Annotated in this window: 22 protein-coding genes and 3 tRNA genes; 18 read left to right on the top strand and 7 right to left on the bottom strand. The window is 59.2% G+C overall.

Annotated elements, in window-relative coordinates:
* Positions 1 to 57: 57 nt before the first annotated feature.
* From ABD847_RS02105 to ABD847_RS02185, 18 genes are all read left to right on the top strand, one after another.
* Positions 58 to 222 (top strand): hypothetical protein, encoded by a 165-nt coding sequence (locus tag ABD847_RS02105; RefSeq protein WP_345009567.1) that lies wholly within the window; start codon positions 58 to 60, stop codon positions 220 to 222.
* On the top strand, positions 219 to 566 hold the full coding sequence (locus tag ABD847_RS02110) for a hypothetical protein (protein WP_345009569.1): 348 nt from the start codon (positions 219 to 221) through the stop codon (positions 564 to 566). Before ABD847_RS02105 ends, ABD847_RS02110 begins: the two co-directional genes overlap by 4 nt.
* Positions 563 to 1,405 (top strand): PD-(D/E)XK nuclease-like domain-containing protein, encoded by an 843-nt coding sequence (locus ABD847_RS02115; RefSeq protein WP_345009571.1) that lies wholly within the window; start codon positions 563 to 565, stop codon positions 1,403 to 1,405. Before ABD847_RS02110 ends, ABD847_RS02115 begins: the two co-directional genes overlap by 4 nt.
* Positions 1,402 to 2,376 carry a RecT family recombinase gene (locus tag ABD847_RS02120; RefSeq protein WP_425568356.1) on the top strand — a complete coding sequence of 325 codons (975 nt, stop codon included), beginning with the start codon at positions 1,402 to 1,404 and terminating at the stop codon, positions 2,374 to 2,376. Before ABD847_RS02115 ends, ABD847_RS02120 begins: the two co-directional genes overlap by 4 nt.
* A 48-nt stretch (positions 2,377 to 2,424) precedes the next feature.
* Positions 2,425 to 3,477, top strand: a complete 1,053-nt coding sequence (locus ABD847_RS02125) for a coiled-coil domain-containing protein (RefSeq protein WP_345009573.1) — start codon at positions 2,425 to 2,427, stop codon at positions 3,475 to 3,477.
* 10 nt (positions 3,478 to 3,487) lie between these two features.
* A complete protein-coding gene (locus tag ABD847_RS02130) occupies positions 3,488 to 3,709 on the top strand; it encodes a hypothetical protein (protein WP_345009574.1) in 222 nt (73 codons plus the stop codon).
* A 12-nt stretch (positions 3,710 to 3,721) separates the two neighbouring features.
* Positions 3,722 to 4,762 (top strand): coiled-coil domain-containing protein, encoded by a 1,041-nt coding sequence (locus ABD847_RS02135; protein ID WP_345009576.1) that lies wholly within the window; start codon positions 3,722 to 3,724, stop codon positions 4,760 to 4,762.
* The gene (locus ABD847_RS02140; RefSeq protein ID WP_345009578.1) at positions 4,759 to 6,513 is read left to right on the top strand and encodes a DNA cytosine methyltransferase; all 1,755 of its coding nucleotides are present in this window, start codon (positions 4,759 to 4,761) and stop codon (positions 6,511 to 6,513) included. Before ABD847_RS02135 ends, ABD847_RS02140 begins: the two co-directional genes overlap by 4 nt.
* 19 nt (positions 6,514 to 6,532) lie before the next feature.
* Positions 6,533 to 8,266, top strand: coding sequence for a phosphoadenosine phosphosulfate reductase domain-containing protein (locus ABD847_RS02145; protein ID WP_345009580.1), 1,734 nt, complete (start codon positions 6,533 to 6,535; stop codon positions 8,264 to 8,266).
* Positions 8,267 to 8,288: 22 nt separating this feature from the next.
* Positions 8,289 to 8,552: a helix-turn-helix domain-containing protein gene (locus tag ABD847_RS02150; protein ID WP_345009582.1), complete on the top strand. Its 264-nt coding sequence runs from the start codon at positions 8,289 to 8,291 to the stop codon at positions 8,550 to 8,552.
* Positions 8,549 to 8,848 carry a hypothetical protein gene (locus ABD847_RS02155; RefSeq protein ID WP_345009584.1) on the top strand — a complete coding sequence of 100 codons (300 nt, stop codon included), beginning with the start codon at positions 8,549 to 8,551 and terminating at the stop codon, positions 8,846 to 8,848. Before ABD847_RS02150 ends, ABD847_RS02155 begins: the two co-directional genes overlap by 4 nt.
* On the top strand, positions 8,845 to 9,387 hold the full coding sequence (locus ABD847_RS02160; RefSeq protein ID WP_345009586.1) for a hypothetical protein: 543 nt from the start codon (positions 8,845 to 8,847) through the stop codon (positions 9,385 to 9,387). The genes ABD847_RS02155 and ABD847_RS02160 overlap by 4 nt, the downstream gene beginning before the upstream one ends.
* Positions 9,384 to 9,995 carry a hypothetical protein gene (locus tag ABD847_RS02165; protein WP_345009588.1) on the top strand — a complete coding sequence of 204 codons (612 nt, stop codon included), beginning with the start codon at positions 9,384 to 9,386 and terminating at the stop codon, positions 9,993 to 9,995. Before ABD847_RS02160 ends, ABD847_RS02165 begins: the two co-directional genes overlap by 4 nt.
* Complete coding sequence (locus ABD847_RS02170; protein ID WP_345009591.1) at positions 9,968 to 10,186, top strand: hypothetical protein; 219 nt, start codon at positions 9,968 to 9,970, stop codon at positions 10,184 to 10,186. Before ABD847_RS02165 ends, ABD847_RS02170 begins: the two co-directional genes overlap by 28 nt.
* Before the next feature lie 40 nt (positions 10,187 to 10,226).
* Positions 10,227 to 10,643 carry a hypothetical protein gene (locus ABD847_RS02175; RefSeq protein WP_345009593.1) on the top strand — a complete coding sequence of 139 codons (417 nt, stop codon included), beginning with the start codon at positions 10,227 to 10,229 and terminating at the stop codon, positions 10,641 to 10,643.
* A 104-nt stretch (positions 10,644 to 10,747) separates the two neighbouring features.
* The gene (locus ABD847_RS02180) at positions 10,748 to 11,188 is read left to right on the top strand and encodes a hypothetical protein (RefSeq protein WP_345009595.1); all 441 of its coding nucleotides are present in this window, start codon (positions 10,748 to 10,750) and stop codon (positions 11,186 to 11,188) included.
* Positions 11,115 to 11,324: a DUF4224 domain-containing protein gene (locus ABD847_RS16830; RefSeq protein WP_425568357.1), complete on the top strand. Its 210-nt coding sequence runs from the start codon at positions 11,115 to 11,117 to the stop codon at positions 11,322 to 11,324. The genes ABD847_RS02180 and ABD847_RS16830 overlap by 74 nt, the downstream gene beginning before the upstream one ends.
* A 35-nt stretch (positions 11,325 to 11,359) precedes the next feature.
* A complete protein-coding gene (locus tag ABD847_RS02185; RefSeq protein ID WP_345009597.1) occupies positions 11,360 to 12,403 on the top strand; it encodes a tyrosine-type recombinase/integrase in 1,044 nt (347 codons plus the stop codon).
* A 24-nt stretch (positions 12,404 to 12,427) separates the two neighbouring features.
* On the opposite strand, the gene ABD847_RS02190 is transcribed toward ABD847_RS02185, so the two are convergent.
* The 7 genes from ABD847_RS02190 to ABD847_RS02220 form a co-directional block, all read right to left on the bottom strand.
* Positions 12,428 to 12,514, bottom strand: a tRNA-Leu gene (locus tag ABD847_RS02190).
* 21 nt (positions 12,515 to 12,535) lie between these two features.
* Positions 12,536 to 12,609: transfer RNA gene (locus ABD847_RS02195), tRNA-Cys, on the bottom strand.
* A 7-nt stretch (positions 12,610 to 12,616) separates the two neighbouring features.
* A tRNA-Gly gene (locus ABD847_RS02200) sits at positions 12,617 to 12,692 on the bottom strand.
* A gap of 120 nt (positions 12,693 to 12,812) precedes the next feature.
* Positions 12,813 to 13,364, bottom strand: a complete 552-nt coding sequence (pgsA, locus tag ABD847_RS02205) for a CDP-diacylglycerol--glycerol-3-phosphate 3-phosphatidyltransferase (protein ID WP_345009599.1) — start codon at positions 13,362 to 13,364, stop codon at positions 12,813 to 12,815.
* A gap of 46 nt (positions 13,365 to 13,410) precedes the next feature.
* Entirely contained in the window at positions 13,411 to 15,273 is a 1,863-nt protein-coding gene (uvrC, locus tag ABD847_RS02210; protein WP_345009601.1) for an excinuclease ABC subunit UvrC, read from the bottom strand.
* 6 nt (positions 15,274 to 15,279) lie between these two features.
* The gene (gene uvrY / locus ABD847_RS02215) at positions 15,280 to 15,927 is read right to left on the bottom strand and encodes a UvrY/SirA/GacA family response regulator transcription factor (RefSeq protein WP_345009603.1); all 648 of its coding nucleotides are present in this window, start codon (positions 15,925 to 15,927) and stop codon (positions 15,280 to 15,282) included.
* Between the two features lie 175 nt (positions 15,928 to 16,102).
* The gene (locus ABD847_RS02220; RefSeq protein WP_425568358.1) at positions 16,103 to 18,001 is read right to left on the bottom strand and encodes a SurA N-terminal domain-containing protein; all 1,899 of its coding nucleotides are present in this window, start codon (positions 17,999 to 18,001) and stop codon (positions 16,103 to 16,105) included.
* Between the last annotated feature and the right edge of the window lie 128 nt (positions 18,002 to 18,129).

Here is an 18,129-nt window from a genome sequence, read left to right on the forward strand (position 1 = left end):
AGGCAAAAGAAGGTGAGCGCCCGGGGCACCACCCCCGAACACCGTGAGATTACCACCATGCCATTGATAAACCAACTGCTTGCCCAGTTGGCGGCACGGCTCATGCCCAGCCGCTACCGGCGTAACCAGCTTTCCATCCGAGCCAGGGCGGCCATGCTCGCATCAGAGCGCCCCAGCCTGGCCCGCGCCCGTCAATTCGCCAAGCTCAAGGGGGTTGCATGAACACCGCACCTGACTACCGCGCCCTGTCGCCAACCAATGCCGCCGGCGCCTATGCCGCCCACCTAGGCAACCTGCAGCTGGCCGATGAACAGATCGACCTCAAGGCCGAGCAGATCCGCGCCGCCATCGCCTGCGGTGACGGCTACAACGGCCACAGCCTGCTGAGCGTGGTGGTGAACGCCACCGATGAGAATGCCATGCTGCTGGAGCGCGGCATGGCCAGCCTGCTGAACTACCAGCCCTCCCCTTACAGCGGCCCGAATTTCACCCTGCTGCGCGCCGGCCAAGCCCTGGCTGCCGAGCTGGAACGCCAGTCCGACCTGATTGCCCGGGGCCTGCTATGACCGCCGCGGTTGAAACAGGCCGCGTGATCACCCCGGGGATCTACCACGACCTGACGAACGACCAATACCACTCGGGGCCAGGGGTCAGCAAAAGCCAGCTTGACGATATCGCCATCAGCCCGGCCACCTACATCTGGCGCAAGAATGCCCCGCTTGATGAGGAGAAGCTGCAGGCCCTGGATATGGGTACCGCCCTGCACTGCCTGCTGCTTGAGCCTGACGAGTTTGCAGGCCGCTTCATCGTTGCCCCGGAATTTAACCGGCGAACCAACCAGGGCAAGGAGGACGAGGCCAAGTTCCTCGCAGACTGCGCCCTGACCGGCAAGACAGTGATGACCGCCGAGGAAGGCCGCAAGCTCCAGCTGATGCATGAGAGCGTCATGGCCCATCCAGATGCCAGAACCCTACTTGAAGCAGAAGGGCACAGCGAGGCTTCCATCTTCTGGACTGACGAGCACACCGGCGAGCTGTGCCGGATCCGCCCGGACAGGATGCTTACCAAGGCGCCCGTCATCATCGACGTCAAGAAAGTGGATGACATGAGCCGGTTCCCGCGCCATGCCGAAGAGTTCCGCTACCACGTCCAGCAGGCCATGTACTGCGAAGGCTTCCTGAAGCACTTCGGCGAGATGCCGGATTTTCTCTTCCTCACCGTCAGCTCGTCTGTCGATTGCGGGCGCTATCCGGTGATGGTCTGCCGACTGCCTCAGGAGTGGGTAGACGACGGCCACACCCTTTACCGCCGCAACCTCGAACGCTACCACCAGTGCCGGCTCACCAATGACTGGCACGACATCATCACCCTCACCCGCCCGAGCTGGGCACGGAGCGCAGCATGAACCAACAAACCAATGTGGCCGCCTTTCCTTCTCAAGCAGCCGCCCCGGTCAATCCGATTGGGCAAAACCTCACTCTCGATGTTGGCAGCATGACCGCCATGATGAGCCTTGCCGAAGTCATGGCCACCGGCAAAGCGACCATCCCGCAGGAGTACCGCAACAGCCCCGGTGACTGCCTGGCCGTTGTCATGCAGGCGGTTCAGTGGGGCATGAACCCCTTTGCTGTGGCGCAAAAGACCCACTTCGTATCCGGCAAGATTGGCTATGAGGCACAGCTGGTCAATGCCGTGATCACCGCTCTGGCCCCCACCAAGGACCGCCTGCACTTCGAGTGGTTTGGCCCCTGGGAAAAGGTCATTGGCAAGTTCGAGATTAAGCGGGGTGACAAAGGCGAATACCGAGTCCCCGGCTGGAAGCTGGCTGATGAGGAAGGCATCGGGGTTCGATGCTGGGCAACCATCAAAGGCGAATCAGAGCCCCGGGTTCTGGAACTGTTCCTGGCCCAAGCCCGCACCCGCAACTCAACCCTGTGGGCCGATGACCCTCGCCAGCAATTGGCTTACCTGGCCACCAAGCGCTGGGCTCGCCTGTACTGTCCGGACGTGATCATGGGGGTCTACACCCCGGATGAGCTGGACGAGATAAAGCCAGAACGCGAAGTTAACCCTGTGCCTGCCAGCTCTGGCTCCCGGGCCATGGACGTGCTGCGCGGCAAGCAGGACGAAGCAGGTCAGAGCAACCCAGCCACCATCGACCAGGCCGACCAATACACCGCACCTGAGCAGCCCGACCACTCCGCCGCCTATGCCGACCATTCTGCCGCCATCGAGGCCGCCAGCGACTTGGCTGAATGGCAAGCAGCATACGGCGAGGCCTGGACCTGGGCCAGCAACACCGGCGACGAGCAGATCAAGAAAGACATCAAGCAGCTGGCCGGCGAACGCAAACGCCAACTGGAAGCGGAGCAGTAACCTCAAAGGCCCGCCTCACCAACGGGCCTCACCTACCAGGAAGACACCATGACCACCGAAACCACCACCCTGGCCGTGATCGAACCGGCCAACGCCCTCGCCTTGTTCAGCGACCGCACCGGGCTCGATTCGCTGCTGACTGATATCCGCCAGCAGGCAACCAGCCTGGTACCGGACCTGACCACCGCCAAGGGGCGCAAGGAGATCGCCTCCATCGCCCACGCAGTGGCCCGCACCAAGACCTACCTGGACGGCATTGGCAAGGAGCTGACCGACCAGTACAAGGAAATCCCCAAGCGCATCGACGGCACCCGCAAGGAATTGCGTGACACCCTGGACGCCCTGCGGGATGAGGTGCGCGAGCCGCTGAACCGCTGGGAGGCCGAGCAAAAGGCCCGCGAGGAAGCACTGGCCGCCCGGCTGGCCCGCATTGATGAACTGGGCAACCTGCCGACCCAATCCCCCCACCCCGGCCCCACCGTTGAGCAGCTGACCAGTTACCTCACCGAGCTGGAGCAGACCGCGATCGACAGCACCTGGGAAGACAAGGCCGCCATGGCAGCCGTGGCCCGGGACGCCGCCATCGTCAAGGTGAAGCAAGCCCTGACCGCCCGCCAGCAATACGACGAGCAGCAGGCCGAGCTGGAACGCCTGCGCGCCGAACAGGCCAAACGTGATCAGGAAGAACGGGATCGGCGAATCGCCGAGGAAGCCGCCCAGGCTGAGGCCCAGCGCCAGGAGCAAGCCCGCCTGGATGCCCAGCGTCGCGAGCAAGAGGCACTGGCCCGGGAGGAACAAGCCCGGCAGGCTGCCGAGCTGGCTGAGCAGCGCCGCCAGGAGGCTGAAGCCAATGCCCAGCGCCAGGCCCAGGAAGCCGCCGCCCGTGCTGCTGAGCAGGAACGCCAGCGCATCGAGGCAGAGCAACAGGCCAAGGCACAAGCGGAAGCCGCTCGCGCCGCTGACGTGGAGCACCGTCGCCAGGTGAACCAGCAGGCTGTCGCCTCCCTCACCTTCGCCTGCGCCCTCTCACCTGAGCAAGCCCGTGATGTGATCTCCGCTATCGCCAAAGGGCTGATCACCGGCGTCCATATCAACTACTGAGGGAGGTTGTATGCCAACCATATCGGTGGACGTGGATGTTGACCTAGATGAATTCGATACCCAGGACTTGATCGATGAACTTGAGCGGCGAGGTAAAGAGCTAGGCCATAGAGGTGCAGATTGCTCCGAACTGCTGGACAAGATCCACGCCGCCTTATGCCTCAACAGTGTTGACCAACTCATACCACTGGCCCGAGAGCTGATCTATCAAAGCTCAGGCCGGGTTGTGTAGCAGGATTACCCCATGACCGAAGAACAACGTCTCGAACCCGGGGCGGCGGCCCAGCTCGCCCTGAATACCCTCACCGCCCAAATCCAGGTCCTCATCGCCAGCACCAGCGGATCCACCAAGCTGCAGGCCGAAAGCCTGCAGACCCTGCTGGTCAGCAACATGCAGATGATAACCGAAGCCAGCAATGACCAAGTGGATGACTATAACGCCATCTGCGACGTGCTGGAGTGCCGCGATAAGGAGCTGCAGAAGGCCCAGGACGAAGCAGTGCGCCTGGCCAAAGAGCTGCGCAACCTGCAGGCCGGCCGAGCTGAGGATGAAAAGAAGGTGCGGGCCATCATGGCCGAGCATGAGCAGGTGAAGAACCAGCGGGACAACTACAAGCGCGATGCCGACGAGACAGGCAAGCTGCGGGCCGAGGTCAAGCGACTGAAGAACCAGGCAGCCAACCATGTTGATGCCCAGGCCAAGAAGGACGCACAGCTGGCGACCGCCAATCAGACTATCCAGCGCCTGCGCTCCCGCTTGGGCCCCACCGCAGAAGCAGTGCGCAGTTGCCTCGAAATGATGCGCTTCACCCGCAACGCCATGATCTTCGAAGGCGTGGCCACCGAGCAGACCATTGAGCACAACGGAGAGCAGTTCCACATCTACCGGCGCCCGGGCAACGTGGCCAGCGGCTTCAAGCCCATGAATACCGATCAACAGGTTTCCAGGGCTCACCAGTTCTACTTCCGGGTCGAAACCAACTCCGGCTACCACTGCGACGTAGTCCCGCTCGCGAACGGCGACGCTGCCGCCGCCAAGCACAAGGCACTGCCGGTCGCAGTCAAGAAGCACCTCGTTTCACTGTTCAACGACGAAACCATGTTTGACCGAGACAAGCTGGTACTGCGCTCTGATGCCCTATCCGAGAGGCTCAACGAAATCGAGGCGACCATCGTGCCGCTGGATGCGTTGCTGCAGGGACTGGATCGCCAGCTGATCACCCAAGGCGTGGTCAGCCACAGCCGGGTCAACGCCAGCAAGCACAACAAGCGGAGGGCGGCATGAAGAAGAGATCCACGGCGCGCAATTGGCACAACACCCAATATGGACTGAATTGGGATGAGGCGATGGTTGTCGATCTATTCTGTGGCGGCGGCGGAGCCAGCACGGGCCTTGAAATGGGCCTGCGCCGCCCGGTGGATCTCTGCATCAACCACAACCCTGCTGCCATCAGCATGCATAAGGCCAACCACCCAGGTGCTGAGCATCTGGAAACCGATATCCGTGGCGTTTGCACCATCGAGGCAACCAAAGGCAGGCCGGTATGGTGGCTACATGCCTCACCTGATTGCACCCATCACAGCCAAGCTGCCGGCGGCCAGCCGCGGAAGAAGGCCATTCGCGATCTGGGCTGGATTGTTGCTCGCTGGGCAGGCAAGAAGTCCCCCAGGGTGATCAGCATGGAAAACGTGCGCCAGATGATGCACTGGGGGCCTCTCATCGCCAAGCGTGATAAGGAAACTGGGCGCGTCATCAAGCTGGTAGAGGATGACGGCAAGATCACAAAGCAAGTGGCCGCGCCTGGTGAGCGGGTACCGGTACAGCAGCAGTTCCTGATCCCTGATCCTCGCTACATGGGCAGAACCTGGCGGCGTTTTGTGTCCACACTGGAGAGCATGGGCTATCAGGTAGAAACCTGCGTCTCACCAGCGGCTAATGCTGGGGCACCAACAACCCGCGAACGGCTCTACATGATCGCCCGCAATGATGGCCTCCCAATTACATGGCGGCCTCCGCAGTACCATGAAGCACCAAAAAAAGGTCAGAAGCGCTGGCGACCAGTTGCCGATGTTATCGACTGGTCAATCCCCTGCCCGAGCATATTCCTCACCAAGGAGCAGGCCAGGGAGTTTCGGGTCAAGCGCCCCCTGGCCGATGCCACGCTCAAGCGGATTGCTATCGGTATCGAGCGTTATGTGCTGGGCACCGCCGAGCCATTCATCGTGGAGCTTGCGAACTGGTCAGGGCTTGGCGTCAATCCAACATCCGAACCACTCCGCACTATCACCGGCTATCCCAAAGGCGGGGCATTTGCTGTTTGTTCGCCGGTAATCGCTCTGCAGTTTGGGGCATCTATTGGCCACTCGATCACTGCTCCACTGGGCACGATTACCGCAGGTGGCGGCGGCAAGAGCCAGTTGGTCGCTCCGGTTATGGTCCAGGCCAATGGCGGCTTTAATGCCACCCCTGCCCATCCGGTCACCAGGCCTGCGACAACCATCACGACCACCGGGAGCCAACAGCAGCTGGTAACGGCAATGCTGGCCCACCTGCGCAACAACATGGACTGCAGTGGCGTAGACGGCCCCATGCCGGTTATCACCGCCGGCGGCCAACACCATGCCGTTATTGAGGCATCACTGACCGGCCTCTCCCCAGAGCACGAAGCCGGAGCCCTGCGCGTCGCTGCATTTCTGATGCAGTACTACAGCAATGGCGGGCAGTGGTCAGCAGCAGATAAGCCACTCAACACGATCACGACAAAGGATCGGATGGCGCTGGTAACTGTCATCTATCAGGGGCAGCCCTATGTGATTGTCGATATCGGCCTACGCATGCTGTCGCCACGAGAGCTGTATCGGGCACAGGGGTTCCCGGATGACTACATCATTGCCCATGGCCACGACGGACGCCGTTTCACCATTGCTGAACAAGTAAAAATGGTTGGCAACTCCGTCAGCCCACTTCCACTGGCCGCAATGGCTGAGGACAACGACCCCTGGCGGACGCCGCAAAGTCAGGAAGCGGCAGCCTAAGTCCTTAATCGGAGGCACCATGAGACACCTAATCGATGAGGCTGTGATGCCTCTTATCGAGTGGCTTCGTGATGGTTATTCACTGTGTATTTCGCTGAGCTGGGGAAAGGACAGTACCGCCGTGCTGATCCTGGCGCTGGAGGCCATCCGCCAAGCCAAGCAACAGGGCATAACTGTGCCACAGTGCTTTGCCATCACCAGCGACACCACAGTGGAAAATCCAGCCCTGGAAGTGTTCTTCGAGACCATGGCCGGCGAACTGGAGCGCTACTGCGCTGTGAATCAGATCCCGGTCCAGTACATCAAGGTCGAGCCGCCGATGACGGCCTCATTCTTCTATGTGACGGTGGGACGCGGCAAGCTGCCACGGTATCCAGGCATGAGCCGTGACTGCTCACAGGACTGGAAGATCCACCCCATCATCCGCCAGAAAAAGGCACTGGCCGGCACCGAGGCCAATAAGATCATCAGTCTGGTTGGCACCCGCTTTAGCGAGTCAGAAGAACGCGAACAGCGAATGATGGAGCGTGGCGACGAGGCAGGGAAAATTCTCACCAACCCTGATGGCGACCTTTACGCTGTCCCCATCGCCGACTGGGACGAAGTTGACGTCTGGACTCTCTTTCGCAAATGCGACCAGCGCCTTGGTAACCACCTGCTCACCAGCTTCACCAGACACTTTGATGACTTGGTGCTGCTCTACAAGGATGCCAACGGTGGCTGCGTCAGCGGCATGGCAGATAAGCAGCTTAACAGTGCGGCCTGCGGCGCTCGGTTCGGTTGCTGGGCATGTGTGGCAACCGGTGACCGAGACAAGTCACTGCAGGCCATGATTGAGAATGACCGCGACCAGTACGGTTACCTCAAGCCAATCGCCGATCTGCGCGACTGGTTGTTCACCATCCGTTGGGATATGTCCACTCGGGAGTGGCTTGGCCGCTCAGTCGATCCAGATACGGGGCATGTGGTGCTGCAGCCAGACTACTTCAACCTGGAGACGCGCCGCCGGCTGCTGCGCTACATGCTGACGATTGATGCTGACGAATGTGCCTGGGCCGACAAGCACAATGACGGCTTCCCCCGTTTTCAGCTGGTTCAGCCATGGCAGTTGGTGGCCATCGACTTCATCTGGTCCATCTACCGGGATGCCAGGCATGCGTTTAGTGCGCTCAGTGAATACTACGACATTCACTGCTGCGGACGGCGTCACTACCCGCCAATGCGCCCACCGGTGGATAAGGTCACCGTGCCGAAGCGTCGCTGGTTTAAACCGCCACAGGGTATCGAACCACCACATGGTATAGGCGGACTCACCGACCCGGCGATCATGCATGCCCAGCGACACGCAGGCGCCATCCTGCCAGTCATAACTGACCGGGTATCTGGACAGGCCAAAGAGGTGATGGCGTTTGATACCGGCAAAGAGATGGACATAGACCGCACCGAGGCGCTGCTTTGGCTTGAGCACTTTATCAGTCACCCAATCGCTATCGACTGCACCGGGTACGACCCGCAAGAAGCCATCAAGTTCTATCTGCACCACAAGATAGTCAAATTCAGCAAGGGCCAGCCGGCCGCCATGGATGAAATCATCCAGCGATCTGAGATGTGGGATCGTCTCCAGCTACAGCTCAACGTGCCTGATATCCAGGCCTACGTTATGGAGCACTCCATCTCCGATGACGAGCACAACATGCTCAAAGGCGTCATCCCATCAGAGTTTCAATTCGACCTCTTTCGCGAATACGCATAACCACCACACCAGGAGACACCACATGAACCAGATCACCCCTCTGGCGGCCAAGTTTCGCCGCCTGCGCGAGCACCTTGGCAAGTCCCGCCCGGCCTTTGCCGAAATGCTGGGCATCCCACCGACCACGCTCAAGAACTACGAGCTGGGCTACCGGGAAGCAATACCGGCCAGCTTGCTTCTCACCATCTACAACAAGCCGGAGCTGGCCAACTATGCCAACTACCTGCTGGACGACGCCAAGCCGCTGGACACCCTGGGCATCATGGATATGCAGGAGGCGGCATGAGTCGTTATAGAAAAGGGATCCTGTATATCCGCCGCATGCGCCAGGGTGATCAGGCTGACAGCTGGCTCACCGCTGTGCAAATGGCGGCAAAGGAGATGATCAGCAAGAAGCACAAACGCAAGCCACCTATGGTGCTGGTGCGCCATGGGTTCGATTCTGATGCCGTAATGGATGTTGACTACTCAAAGCGCGACCTGGAAAACCGGATCTTCGGAAAAGGTGCCGGATCCAACGTGGGCGGCAATCGCTTCAAGCGGATTGCCCGTCGGTGGAAAGTGAAGCAGGAGGCAGCATGAACAGCTACAAGGTGACAAACCCAGCCGTTATCGCCATCTATGAGCAGATGATGGACCAGGTGCGAGCCCTGAAGGCCGAGGCGCTGGCCTTCGCGGAGAAGTTTGACGCCAAACCTTGCTACTGCAATGAGGTAAGCCAGTTCAGATTCTCCGGCCTGATCCTGACTGAATATCACCAGCGAGCTGATGCGGTCCTTTGGACATATCCTGCTCGGTGTGGAGGGACAAGCTGGCCGCGCCGCTCACTCAAGAAGCGGCCAGCGTGGAGCCAGGAGGACTTCGCCGCCAAGAAGGCCGAGCTTGCCGAGCTGCAACGGGCCTACGAGGAAGCCTGGCCGGTCATCGACAAGGTTGACCGAGATCCGCTTTGGGATGCCATCGGCACCAGTTGGGGTGAGCTGGCATTTTCCGGCATAAGCCTCTTCTTTGTCGATGGCGAACTCTACCTATCCACCCGCTTGGAGCTGAAGAACTGCACCGAGATCCTTGGGTCCGAGTACACCGCTGCGGAAAAGCGCATGATGGAGAAGGCAGCATGACTGACAGATATTTCGCATTCGACCCTGACTCAGGGTTTGAAACATTCAAAACAGAACAAGCGGCCATCGAGTTTGCGAGTGACACCATAGATGAATATCGAGAGGTTTCAGAGGATGGATGGCCTGAAGAGGTGGAGCAGGTTTGCTGGGGTGAAATCAGACAGCTCTCTAAAAAGGTAAAAGAGCGCCCGGCGCCTCCAGGTAGCGATTATGACTGTATCTGCGACTATGAACTCGGTGACGTGCTTGGTAGTCAAGATGTACCGATTGGACAGCGCGACGAGCTCTTGAATGCCATCACCGGCATGACGGCCATGCTGAAAAACCACGAGTGGGCCGACCTGCTGTCCACCATCCCAGAGGTGGCGGACCTGGATGTGGCGATCACCAGCTTGGTGAACTGCCGGCAGCGCATGAAGGAGCAGCGTGACGAGCTGCTGGCGGCACTTGTGGCAGTGCAGGCGGTGGCCAACAACAGCCAAGGCATTGCCGGCTGGCACCTGAATGGCGACTTAGCCGGCTGGGATGAGCTGTTGCCTGAAGTCGGTATGGCAATTGCCAATGTAACAGGCGGTGGGGCATGCACTACGACGCCGACAACGCCATAACCACTCTGGCCAGGCAGTGCAACGCCGAGTGCCAGGCAGCCACGGCTGGGGCAAAACCCAGCCAGTACCCTACCCTGACCCAGCCCATCATCGACAAATTCGCCCACCAAGCATCGCTCTACGGTCTGAGCCGGCAACGGCTCAAGTACCGCATGGGGGTGCTCAATGGGGTCTTTCCTGAGAAGGGGTGATGGTGGACAATGGATGAGTGGTGCATAAGGGGCAAACAGAATGTATGCAGTCAGCATAACCGGTGACACAGCCATCATTTCCATGGATGAGAACGGCAGATACCAAACTGTCGTCCTGGCCATAAAGGCCGCCATTCGGGCTGCCATGGATGTTGAGATCACCGCCATTTCATTCGGAGAGCGGGCCTACTCGATTATCGACGAGTTTACTGGCGGCTTAAAAAACGACTCCGTCATCATCAAAGAAATCACTGGTGAAGTGGTTAAAGACACACCGCTATGGCGACGTTTTTTCGCCTTCGCATTTTCCAAGGTGCAAGGCGCCTACTATGACTGGCGGTTTTCCAACAATAATTCCACCGGGGCTGAAGGACCGACATCTAAGCGTCGAGGTATATGGTGCCCCAGCAACAGAAACGCTGACTGGTATTACTATTCCAAAAGCAGACGCCGATAATTACTGCACCCCGTGTGCATTCATTGAATATCAATCATCTCAATAGCGGCACTACGCCACCAGGCTGACCATGCCATCCTGTGCAAAACAGGAGGCCATCAGCCATGCAACAAAACCCCCTCGATCTGCTGGATGAGCAGGACCGCAAGGAGCTTGAGCAGCTGCTGGCCGTCATCCACTCCCAAACCCTAAGCGCCGCAGCCAAACTTGAAGAGGTTGGCCGGCTGCTGGCCAAGCACGGCCTCATCATCGAAGCCCCCCGAACTGAACCCACCTGGAGCGCCAGTGAGCTGGCCAGCGAAATGGGCATCACCGCCCATGCCGTTGGCAGGCTGGCAACGCTGCACGGGCTCAAGGTGGCGGGCTTTGGTGAATGGCGGCTAGGCAAGGCGCCCAACGGAAAGCAGATCGAGACCTTTGTTTACAACGCAGCGGGCCGGGCCCGATTGCTTGAAATCATGGAGTCTCCCAATGACCAGTCTTGTTGTCAGCGAACAAGAGATCCAAGAGCTGACCGGGTACACCCGTCCGACGAAACAGCGTGAAGTTTTGGACAGGATGGGGATCCGTTACACAGTTCGGCGTGACGGCCATATCCGGACAACCCGGGACTGGCTGGCAGGAACTGCAGCAACCAAGCCACCCACCGATGACAATTTCAACCTGGAGGCCCTGAGGTAATGGCCAGGACCAGAGCAAAAGAGACCGATAAGTGGATGCCGCCCCGGGTCTACATCAAGGGGCCATCCTTCGTTTTCCGCCCTGTTGGGGGCGGTTCAATCCGGCTGTGCGCGGCCACAGCCAAGCAGTCCGAGGTGTGGCAAGCATACGAGGCGCTGATCAACGAAGACGCCCATGGGTACAAGGTGAGCAAGCTGATCAGCGACTTCTTTGCATCAGCAGACTTCATTGAACTGTCCAAGACCACCCAGGCCGACTACCGCAAGAACAGCAAACCAGTTCTATTGGTCTTTGGCGCAATGCAGGCCGATGCCGTGGAGCCACGGCACGTTCGGGCCTACATGGACAAGCGAGGGTTGAAAAGCCGGGTGCAGGCCAACCGAGAGAAGGCCTTTTTCTCCAGGGCATACCGCTGGGGCTATGAGCGTGGCAAGGTGAAGGGCAACCCCTGCAAGGGGGTGAAGCAGTTCAAGGAGCAGGCCCGCACCCGCTATGTCACGGATCCCGAGTACCAGGCCGTGTACCAGGCCGCCCAGCCGGCGGTGAAGGTTGCCATGGAGATCAGCTACCTCTGTGCGGCCCGGAAAGGTGATGTGTTGACCATGCGTTGGGACCAGGTGCTTGAAGACGGGATCTTCATCCAGCAGGGCAAAACCGGCATCAAGCAGATCAAGCTGTTCTCCGAACGGCTGCTTGAGGCAATCGCCATGGCCAGAGACTTGAGCAGGAACCAGCTTGGGGCCTATGTGGTGGTTAAGCCTGACGGTCACCCCTACACGGACAACGGATTCAACTCTGCCTGGCGAGAGACGATGCTGCGGGCTAGAGAGCAAACCGGCTGGCCCCTGGACTTCACCTTTCACGATCTCAAGGCAAAGGCGATCAGTGACATCGATGGCACAAGCCGTGACAAGCAGGCGATCAGTGGCCACAAAACAGAGGGCCAGGTGGCGGTCTATGACAGGTCAGTGAAGCGGGTGGCGACTGTGGATGCAGTGCGGAAGAAGCCAGAAAAAGGCCGGGATATTCCCCAAGGATATTCCCCCGATATTCCCCATAATGGGAAACGAGAGAAGTGAATCGTCGTAAGCGCTTGATTTGTATGGTGCCCGGTGCCGGGGTCGAACCGGCACGCCGTTGCCAGCGAGGGATTTTAAATCCCTTGTGTCTACCAATTTCACCAACCGGGCGCGAAGGAACATTAGGAAAGATGGAGGCGCGTTCCGGAGTCGAACCGGACTAGGCGGATTTGCAATCCGCTACATAACCGCTTTGTTAACGCGCCTAGAATTTGGAGCGGGAAACGAGACTCGAACTCGCGACCCCGACCTTGGCAAGGTCGTGCTCTACCAACTGAGCTATTCCCGCATGACGATAGTTGTCAGCGAAACGCATTCTAACCAGCTGACCGGGGGAGTCAACCCATCAGATGCCGTCAGCCTTGCGTTCGCTCTATTTTTGAACGACTTAGCGCGCTTTTGCGATCGCCTAGTCGTGCCGGCCCAGGAGATCACCTCGCGCCGCCTGCAGGTACTGCCACATGGAGGAGAGGGTCAGCACCACAGCCAAATACAGGAGCAAATAGGCGAGCCAGACCATCCAGATATTCATCTGCCAGATGAGGCCCACCAAGGCCACCATCTGAATACTGGTCTTCCACTTGCCCATCCAGCCTACCGCCACGGCAGAGCGCTTGCCGAGCTCCGCCATCCACTCCCGCAAGGCCGAGATCAGAATTTCACGACCTATCATGATCAACGCGGGAATGGTGACGATAAAGCTATGATACTGCTCGACAATCACGACCAAGGCAGAGCAGACCATGATCTTGTCGGCGACGGGATCCAAGAAGGCACCAAAGGCGGTGGTCTGGTTGAGCCGGCGCGCCAGATAACCATCAAACCAGTCGGTGATCGCCGCCAGCACGAAGATACCGGCGGCCCAGAGATTGGACCATTGAAACGGCAGATAAAAGAGGACGACGAAGACAGGGATCAGCAGGATCCGAAACAGGGTCAAGATATTAGGAATATTGAGCATTATGCCAGCCACCGCAGAGTTGCCGACCCATGTTGCCCGAAAGGCCTTAATGATGCAATGCGTCGTGGATCTTCTGTGCCAGTTCAGGGCTGATGCCCGGCACCTTGGCTAGCTCCGCCACCCCGGCGTTCTTCACTTCCTGTAATCCGCCCAGGTACTTAAGCAAGGCCTGCCGCCGCTTGGGCCCGACCCCCTCGATGCTTTCCAGCCCGCTGCTCACCCTGGCCTTGGCCCGACGCTGGCGGTGGCCTGTGATGGCAAAGCGGTGGGACTCATCACGTATGTGCTGAATGAGGTGCAGGGCCGGCAAGTCATTCTCAAAATGCAGCTGCTCGTGGCTCTCCCCCAGGATCAGGGTTTCCAGCCCGGGCTTGCGACTCTCGCCCTTGGCGATCCCCACCAATAAAGGACGCTTACCCGCCAGATTATCGCTCTGGGCCGCCAGGATCTCTTCGGCCCGCTGCAGTTGCCCCAGGCCACCGTCGATAAACAGCACATCCGGTACTCGCTCCGCCGACAAGGGTTTACCAAAGCGACGGGTCAGGGCCTGGGCCATGGCCGCGTAGTCGTCCCCTCCCGTGATGCCGCTGATGTTGAAGCGTCGATATTCGCTCGACAGCGGCCCCTGGCGGTCAAATACCACGCAGGAGGCGACCGTCGCCTCCCCCTGGGTATGGGAGATATCGAAGCACTCCATGCGGGCGATGGGCTGTTCCAGCTCCAGCAGATCTTCGAGCTGGGCAAAGCGCTGCTCCTGGGTCGACTTATGACTCAGCTTGCTGGCCAACGCGGACAGCGCGTTGGTACTGGCCAGCTTGAGATAACGCTGCCGCTCGCTGCGCACCCGACTGCTGACTCGCACGCCATAGCCAGCATTCTGGCTCAGGGCCTCCGACAGCAGTCCTTCATCTTCCAAAGCACGGTCCAGCAACACCTCGGCCGGGATTTGCCGACCAGACTGGCCGGCCAGGTAGAACTGCAACAAGAAGGCTTCCAGCACCTCCTCTTCCTGGGCATCCGCCGGCATGGCCGGAAAATAGTTGCGGCTGCCCAACACCTTGCCCTGTCTGATGAATAGCACATGAATACTGGCGACCCCTTGTTGCTGGGCCAGGCCGATGACATCCAGATCGTCCAGCACGTTGCCGCTCACCGACTGCTGCTCCTGCACCTTGCGCAGGGCCTGGATCTGATCCCGATAGCGGGCGGCCTCCTCGAAGGCCAGCCGACCACTGGCCTGCTCCATCCGCGCCACCAGGTTGCTGATCACCTGCTGATCCTTGCCCTGCAAGAAGAGCCGCGCCATGGCCACCTGCTGGGCATACTCCTCCTCGCTGACCAGCCCTGCCACACAGGGGCCGGCACAGCGCTTGAGCTGATACAGCAGGCAAGGCCGGGAACGGTTGGCATAGACGGAGTCTTCACACTGGCGGATAGGAAACAGCTTTTGCAGCAGATGCAAGCTCTCCCGCACCGCACCGCCACTGGGATAGGGACCAAAATAGTCGCCGGCCTGTCGACGTGGGCCGCGATGCAGGGTCAGCCTGGGATGGCGATGGGCCGTCAGCAGCAAGAAGGGATAGGACTTATCGTCCCGCAACAGCACGTTGTATTTGGGCCTGTGCTGCTTGATGAGGTTGTGTTCCAGGATCAGGGCTTCGGTCTCGGTGTGAGTCACAGTGACCTGAATATCCCGAATATGACGCACCAGGGCGCGGGTCTTCTCGCTACCGACCCGCTGACGAAAATAGGACGAGAGTCGTTTGTGCAGATCCTTGGCCTTGCCGACATAGATGATCTCGCCCTGCCCATCCAGCATGCGATAGACACCGGGTTGGTGTGAGACGCTCTTTAAGAAGGCGCGGGCATCGAAGCCCGCCTCAGACTGCACTGACGGCTCAGAACTCATGGCGCGTCAAAGAATTTCGGCATCCAGCATGCCATACCGGATGGCCATGCGCGTCAGTTCCACATCGCCCTTGATGGCCAGCTTGTCGAACAGGCGATAGCGATAGCTGTTCACCGTCTTCGGACTCAGGCTCAGCTTGAGCGCAATGTCATTGACCTTATGCCCCTTGGTGATCATCAGCATGATCTGCAGCTCCCGTTCGGACAGCATCTTGAACGGATTTTCCGCCTGCTGGGGATCGAACTGGCTGAGGGCAATCTGCTGAGCAATCTCGGGGGAGATATAGCGCTGGCCGGTGTTTACGGCACGAATAGCCTGGATCATCTCATCCGGTGCCGAGCACTTGGTCAGATAGCCCGCCGCCCCGGCTTGCATCACCTTGGTTGGAAATGGGTTTTCGGTATGCACCGTCAGCACTATGATCCGTGCGTCCGGATTGATGCGCAAAATCTTGCGCGTGGCTTCCATGCCTCCAATGCCCGGCATGTTCATATCCATCAGAATGACGTCGACCTGGTGCTCACGGCACCACTGCACGGCCGACTCGCCATCGGTGGCCTCGCCGACCACCTTCACTCCACGAACATCCTCAAGTATGCGACGAATCCCTGTGCGTACCAGTTCATGATCATCAACTAGCAATACGCTTATCAATCGAGTTTCTCCGCCTTACAACTGCACGTCCAGGCCCTTGCCTGAACCTCTGGCATCATAACCAAACTAGCGTCGATAGCAAACCGGTCAGACAAAAAGTTGGCGCGCCTCGCACATGCCATTTGGCACTAACAAAAACCCCCGCCGAAGCGGGGGTTTTATCTGCGCCAGAGGGTTACTCGGCCACCTTGTCCAGCTGGTGATAACTGATCTTGGCCTTGGCACGCAGCTGAGCCAACATGGCTCGATACGCGGCATCACCATAGTTACGCTGCAGACTGGCCTGCAGACGTGACAGATTGGCTGAGTCCTTATCGGCCTCGTGGACGGCGGTCAACGCCATCAGCACCTGGTCACCATCAAACAGCCCGACTTGGCTGTAGACCGGCTTGCCATCCACCGGCTTGGCCAGTTTGAACAGGGCGGAGGCCAGTTGTTGATCCAGCTTCTGGTCATCGCGACGCACCCCGGCGAGGGTTTCTACCTTGCCTTGCTTGGCCGCTACCGCCGCATCCACAGACTCACCGCTCTTCAGCTTCTCCAGCAGTGCGGCGGCTTCGGCTTGCACGGCTGCCAGTGCCTTGTCGTGTTTGATGGCCGTATCCAGCGCCGCCTTCACCTCGTCCAGCGGACGCACGGCGGCCGGCTTGTAATCCACTACGTGGATAACCGCCGCCTGCTTGTCTGACAGGGCGATGACTTCGGAGTTGGTATTTTGATCCCGTAGCTCGACGGAGAAGGCTTGGGTCTTCACCTTGTCATTGCTCAACGGGAACTCATTGCTGCTGACCGGTTGCAGCGCCAGTTGTTGCACCTGCAAGCCCAGCTTGGTGGCCACTTCGTCCAAGGAGTCCGGGTTTTCGAAGCTCAAGTCAGCCATCTGCTGTTGCAGATCGAGGAATTGCTCCTTGGCCTTGTCTTCCTTCACCTGTTGACGCACCTGCTCCTTCACCTCATCCAGGGTCTTCACCTTGGCGGGCTCCACTCCCAGCAGCTTGATGATGTGATAACCAAACTGGCTCTGCACCGGCTGGCTCAGATCCCCCACCTTGGCCAGGGCAAAGGCTGCCTTATCGAAGGCAGGATCCATGACCCCCGGCTCAAACCAGTCCAGCTCACCCCCGTTGCGGGCGGACAGGGTATCGGCTGAGTCACTCTTGGCCAGGGCGGCAAAATCGGCCCCCGCCTTGAGCTTAACCAGCTCAGCGTCCACCTTCTTCTGGGCATCGGCATCCTGCTTGGCAAACAGGATATGGGCCACCTTGCGGCGCTCAGCAGTGCGGTAGCTGTCCTGATGCTGGTCATAGTAGGCCTGGACGTCCGCATCGGAGGGAGAGATACCGGCAGCAATCTTATCTACGTCCAACAGCAGATAGTTGATAGCCACCTGCTCCTGGCTCATGAACTGGTCATGGTGAGCATCATAGAAGGCCTTGCGCTCCTCATCCGTCACCTGCACGGCGCCGGAAAACGCCGCCAACGGCAAGGTGTACAGGCGAACATCGCGAGTCTGGTTCAGCAGACGATCCAGCAGGCGCGCCTCGGCAGGCAGCGCAAACTCACTTTGGCTGACAGCGCCCAGATAATCCTGGGTGGCCAGATCCTGACGCACTGTGTCACGGAAGCCTTCCGGCGTCAGGTTATTCTGACGCAACACCGCCAAGTAGAGATCGTTATCGAACTTGCCGTCTTTTTGGAAATACGGCATGGCCAAGATGGCCTTTTTGACCTGCTCATCGCCAACCCGCAGCTTGGCGTCCTTGATGGCCTGATTCACCAGCACATCGTCTATCATGCGCTCCAACACGCCTTGGCGCATCCGCTGCAAGTAAGCCGGATTGTCTGCCAACTGAGCAAAGTTCTCGCCCAGCTGGGCTTCCAGGCGGGAGCGCTCATTCCGATAGGCGTTTTCCAGCGCCTGGGCCGTGATGGGCTCGCCGTTTACCTCGGCAGGATCAGTGTTGGCTGGACGGTTGAGATAACTCCCTACCCCGGCCAAAGAGAAAGAGAAAATGATCAGCCAGAAGATAATCTTGGCTATGCGACCCTGTGCGCCTTCGCGCAATTTATCCATCAGCATGAATCTACTTATGCTCCCGATGCAGTGGACATAGATATCAAAAGGCGCATCAGGTGAGATGCGCCTCGGTTAACAGCCTTAGAGCTTCAATAAATGGAGTCTTCGCGTAACCGGCCAGGCGG

The organism is Pseudaeromonas paramecii (assembly GCF_039540575.1).
Lineage (GTDB): Bacteria > Pseudomonadota > Gammaproteobacteria > Enterobacterales > Aeromonadaceae > Pseudaeromonas > Pseudaeromonas paramecii.

Bases quoted from the DNA above. Each gene is read 5' to 3' on its own strand.
- uvrC (WP_345009601.1), bottom strand. From the start codon at position 15,273: ATGAGTTCTGAGCCGTCAGTGCAGTCTGAGGCGGGCTTCGATGCCCGC.
- ABD847_RS02130 (WP_345009574.1), top strand. From the start codon at position 3,488: ATGCCAACCATATCGGTGGACGTGGATGTTGACCTAGATGAATTCGAT.
- ABD847_RS16830 (WP_425568357.1), top strand. From the start codon at position 11,115: ATGACCAGTCTTGTTGTCAGCGAACAAGAGATCCAAGAGCTGACCGGG.
- ABD847_RS02175 (WP_345009593.1), top strand. From the start codon at position 10,227: ATGTATGCAGTCAGCATAACCGGTGACACAGCCATCATTTCCATGGAT.
- ABD847_RS02145 (WP_345009580.1), top strand. From the start codon at position 6,533: ATGAGACACCTAATCGATGAGGCTGTGATGCCTCTTATCGAGTGGCTT.
- ABD847_RS02135 (WP_345009576.1), top strand. From the start codon at position 3,722: ATGACCGAAGAACAACGTCTCGAACCCGGGGCGGCGGCCCAGCTCGCC.
- ABD847_RS02115 (WP_345009571.1), top strand. From the start codon at position 563: ATGACCGCCGCGGTTGAAACAGGCCGCGTGATCACCCCGGGGATCTAC.
- ABD847_RS02150 (WP_345009582.1), top strand. From the start codon at position 8,289: ATGAACCAGATCACCCCTCTGGCGGCCAAGTTTCGCCGCCTGCGCGAG.
- ABD847_RS02220 (WP_425568358.1), bottom strand. From the start codon at position 18,001: ATGGATAAATTGCGCGAAGGCGCACAGGGTCGCATAGCCAAGATTATC.
- ABD847_RS02125 (WP_345009573.1), top strand. From the start codon at position 2,425: ATGACCACCGAAACCACCACCCTGGCCGTGATCGAACCGGCCAACGCC.
- ABD847_RS02170 (WP_345009591.1), top strand. From the start codon at position 9,968: ATGCACTACGACGCCGACAACGCCATAACCACTCTGGCCAGGCAGTGC.
- ABD847_RS02185 (WP_345009597.1), top strand. From the start codon at position 11,360: ATGCCGCCCCGGGTCTACATCAAGGGGCCATCCTTCGTTTTCCGCCCT.
- pgsA (WP_345009599.1), bottom strand. From the start codon at position 13,364: ATGCTCAATATTCCTAATATCTTGACCCTGTTTCGGATCCTGCTGATC.
- ABD847_RS02140 (WP_345009578.1), top strand. From the start codon at position 4,759: ATGAAGAAGAGATCCACGGCGCGCAATTGGCACAACACCCAATATGGA.
- ABD847_RS02180 (WP_345009595.1), top strand. From the start codon at position 10,748: ATGCAACAAAACCCCCTCGATCTGCTGGATGAGCAGGACCGCAAGGAG.
- ABD847_RS02155 (WP_345009584.1), top strand. From the start codon at position 8,549: ATGAGTCGTTATAGAAAAGGGATCCTGTATATCCGCCGCATGCGCCAG.
- ABD847_RS02110 (WP_345009569.1), top strand. From the start codon at position 219: ATGAACACCGCACCTGACTACCGCGCCCTGTCGCCAACCAATGCCGCC.
- ABD847_RS02105 (WP_345009567.1), top strand. From the start codon at position 58: ATGCCATTGATAAACCAACTGCTTGCCCAGTTGGCGGCACGGCTCATG.
- ABD847_RS02165 (WP_345009588.1), top strand. From the start codon at position 9,384: ATGACTGACAGATATTTCGCATTCGACCCTGACTCAGGGTTTGAAACA.
- ABD847_RS02160 (WP_345009586.1), top strand. From the start codon at position 8,845: ATGAACAGCTACAAGGTGACAAACCCAGCCGTTATCGCCATCTATGAG.
- ABD847_RS02120 (WP_425568356.1), top strand. From the start codon at position 1,402: ATGAACCAACAAACCAATGTGGCCGCCTTTCCTTCTCAAGCAGCCGCC.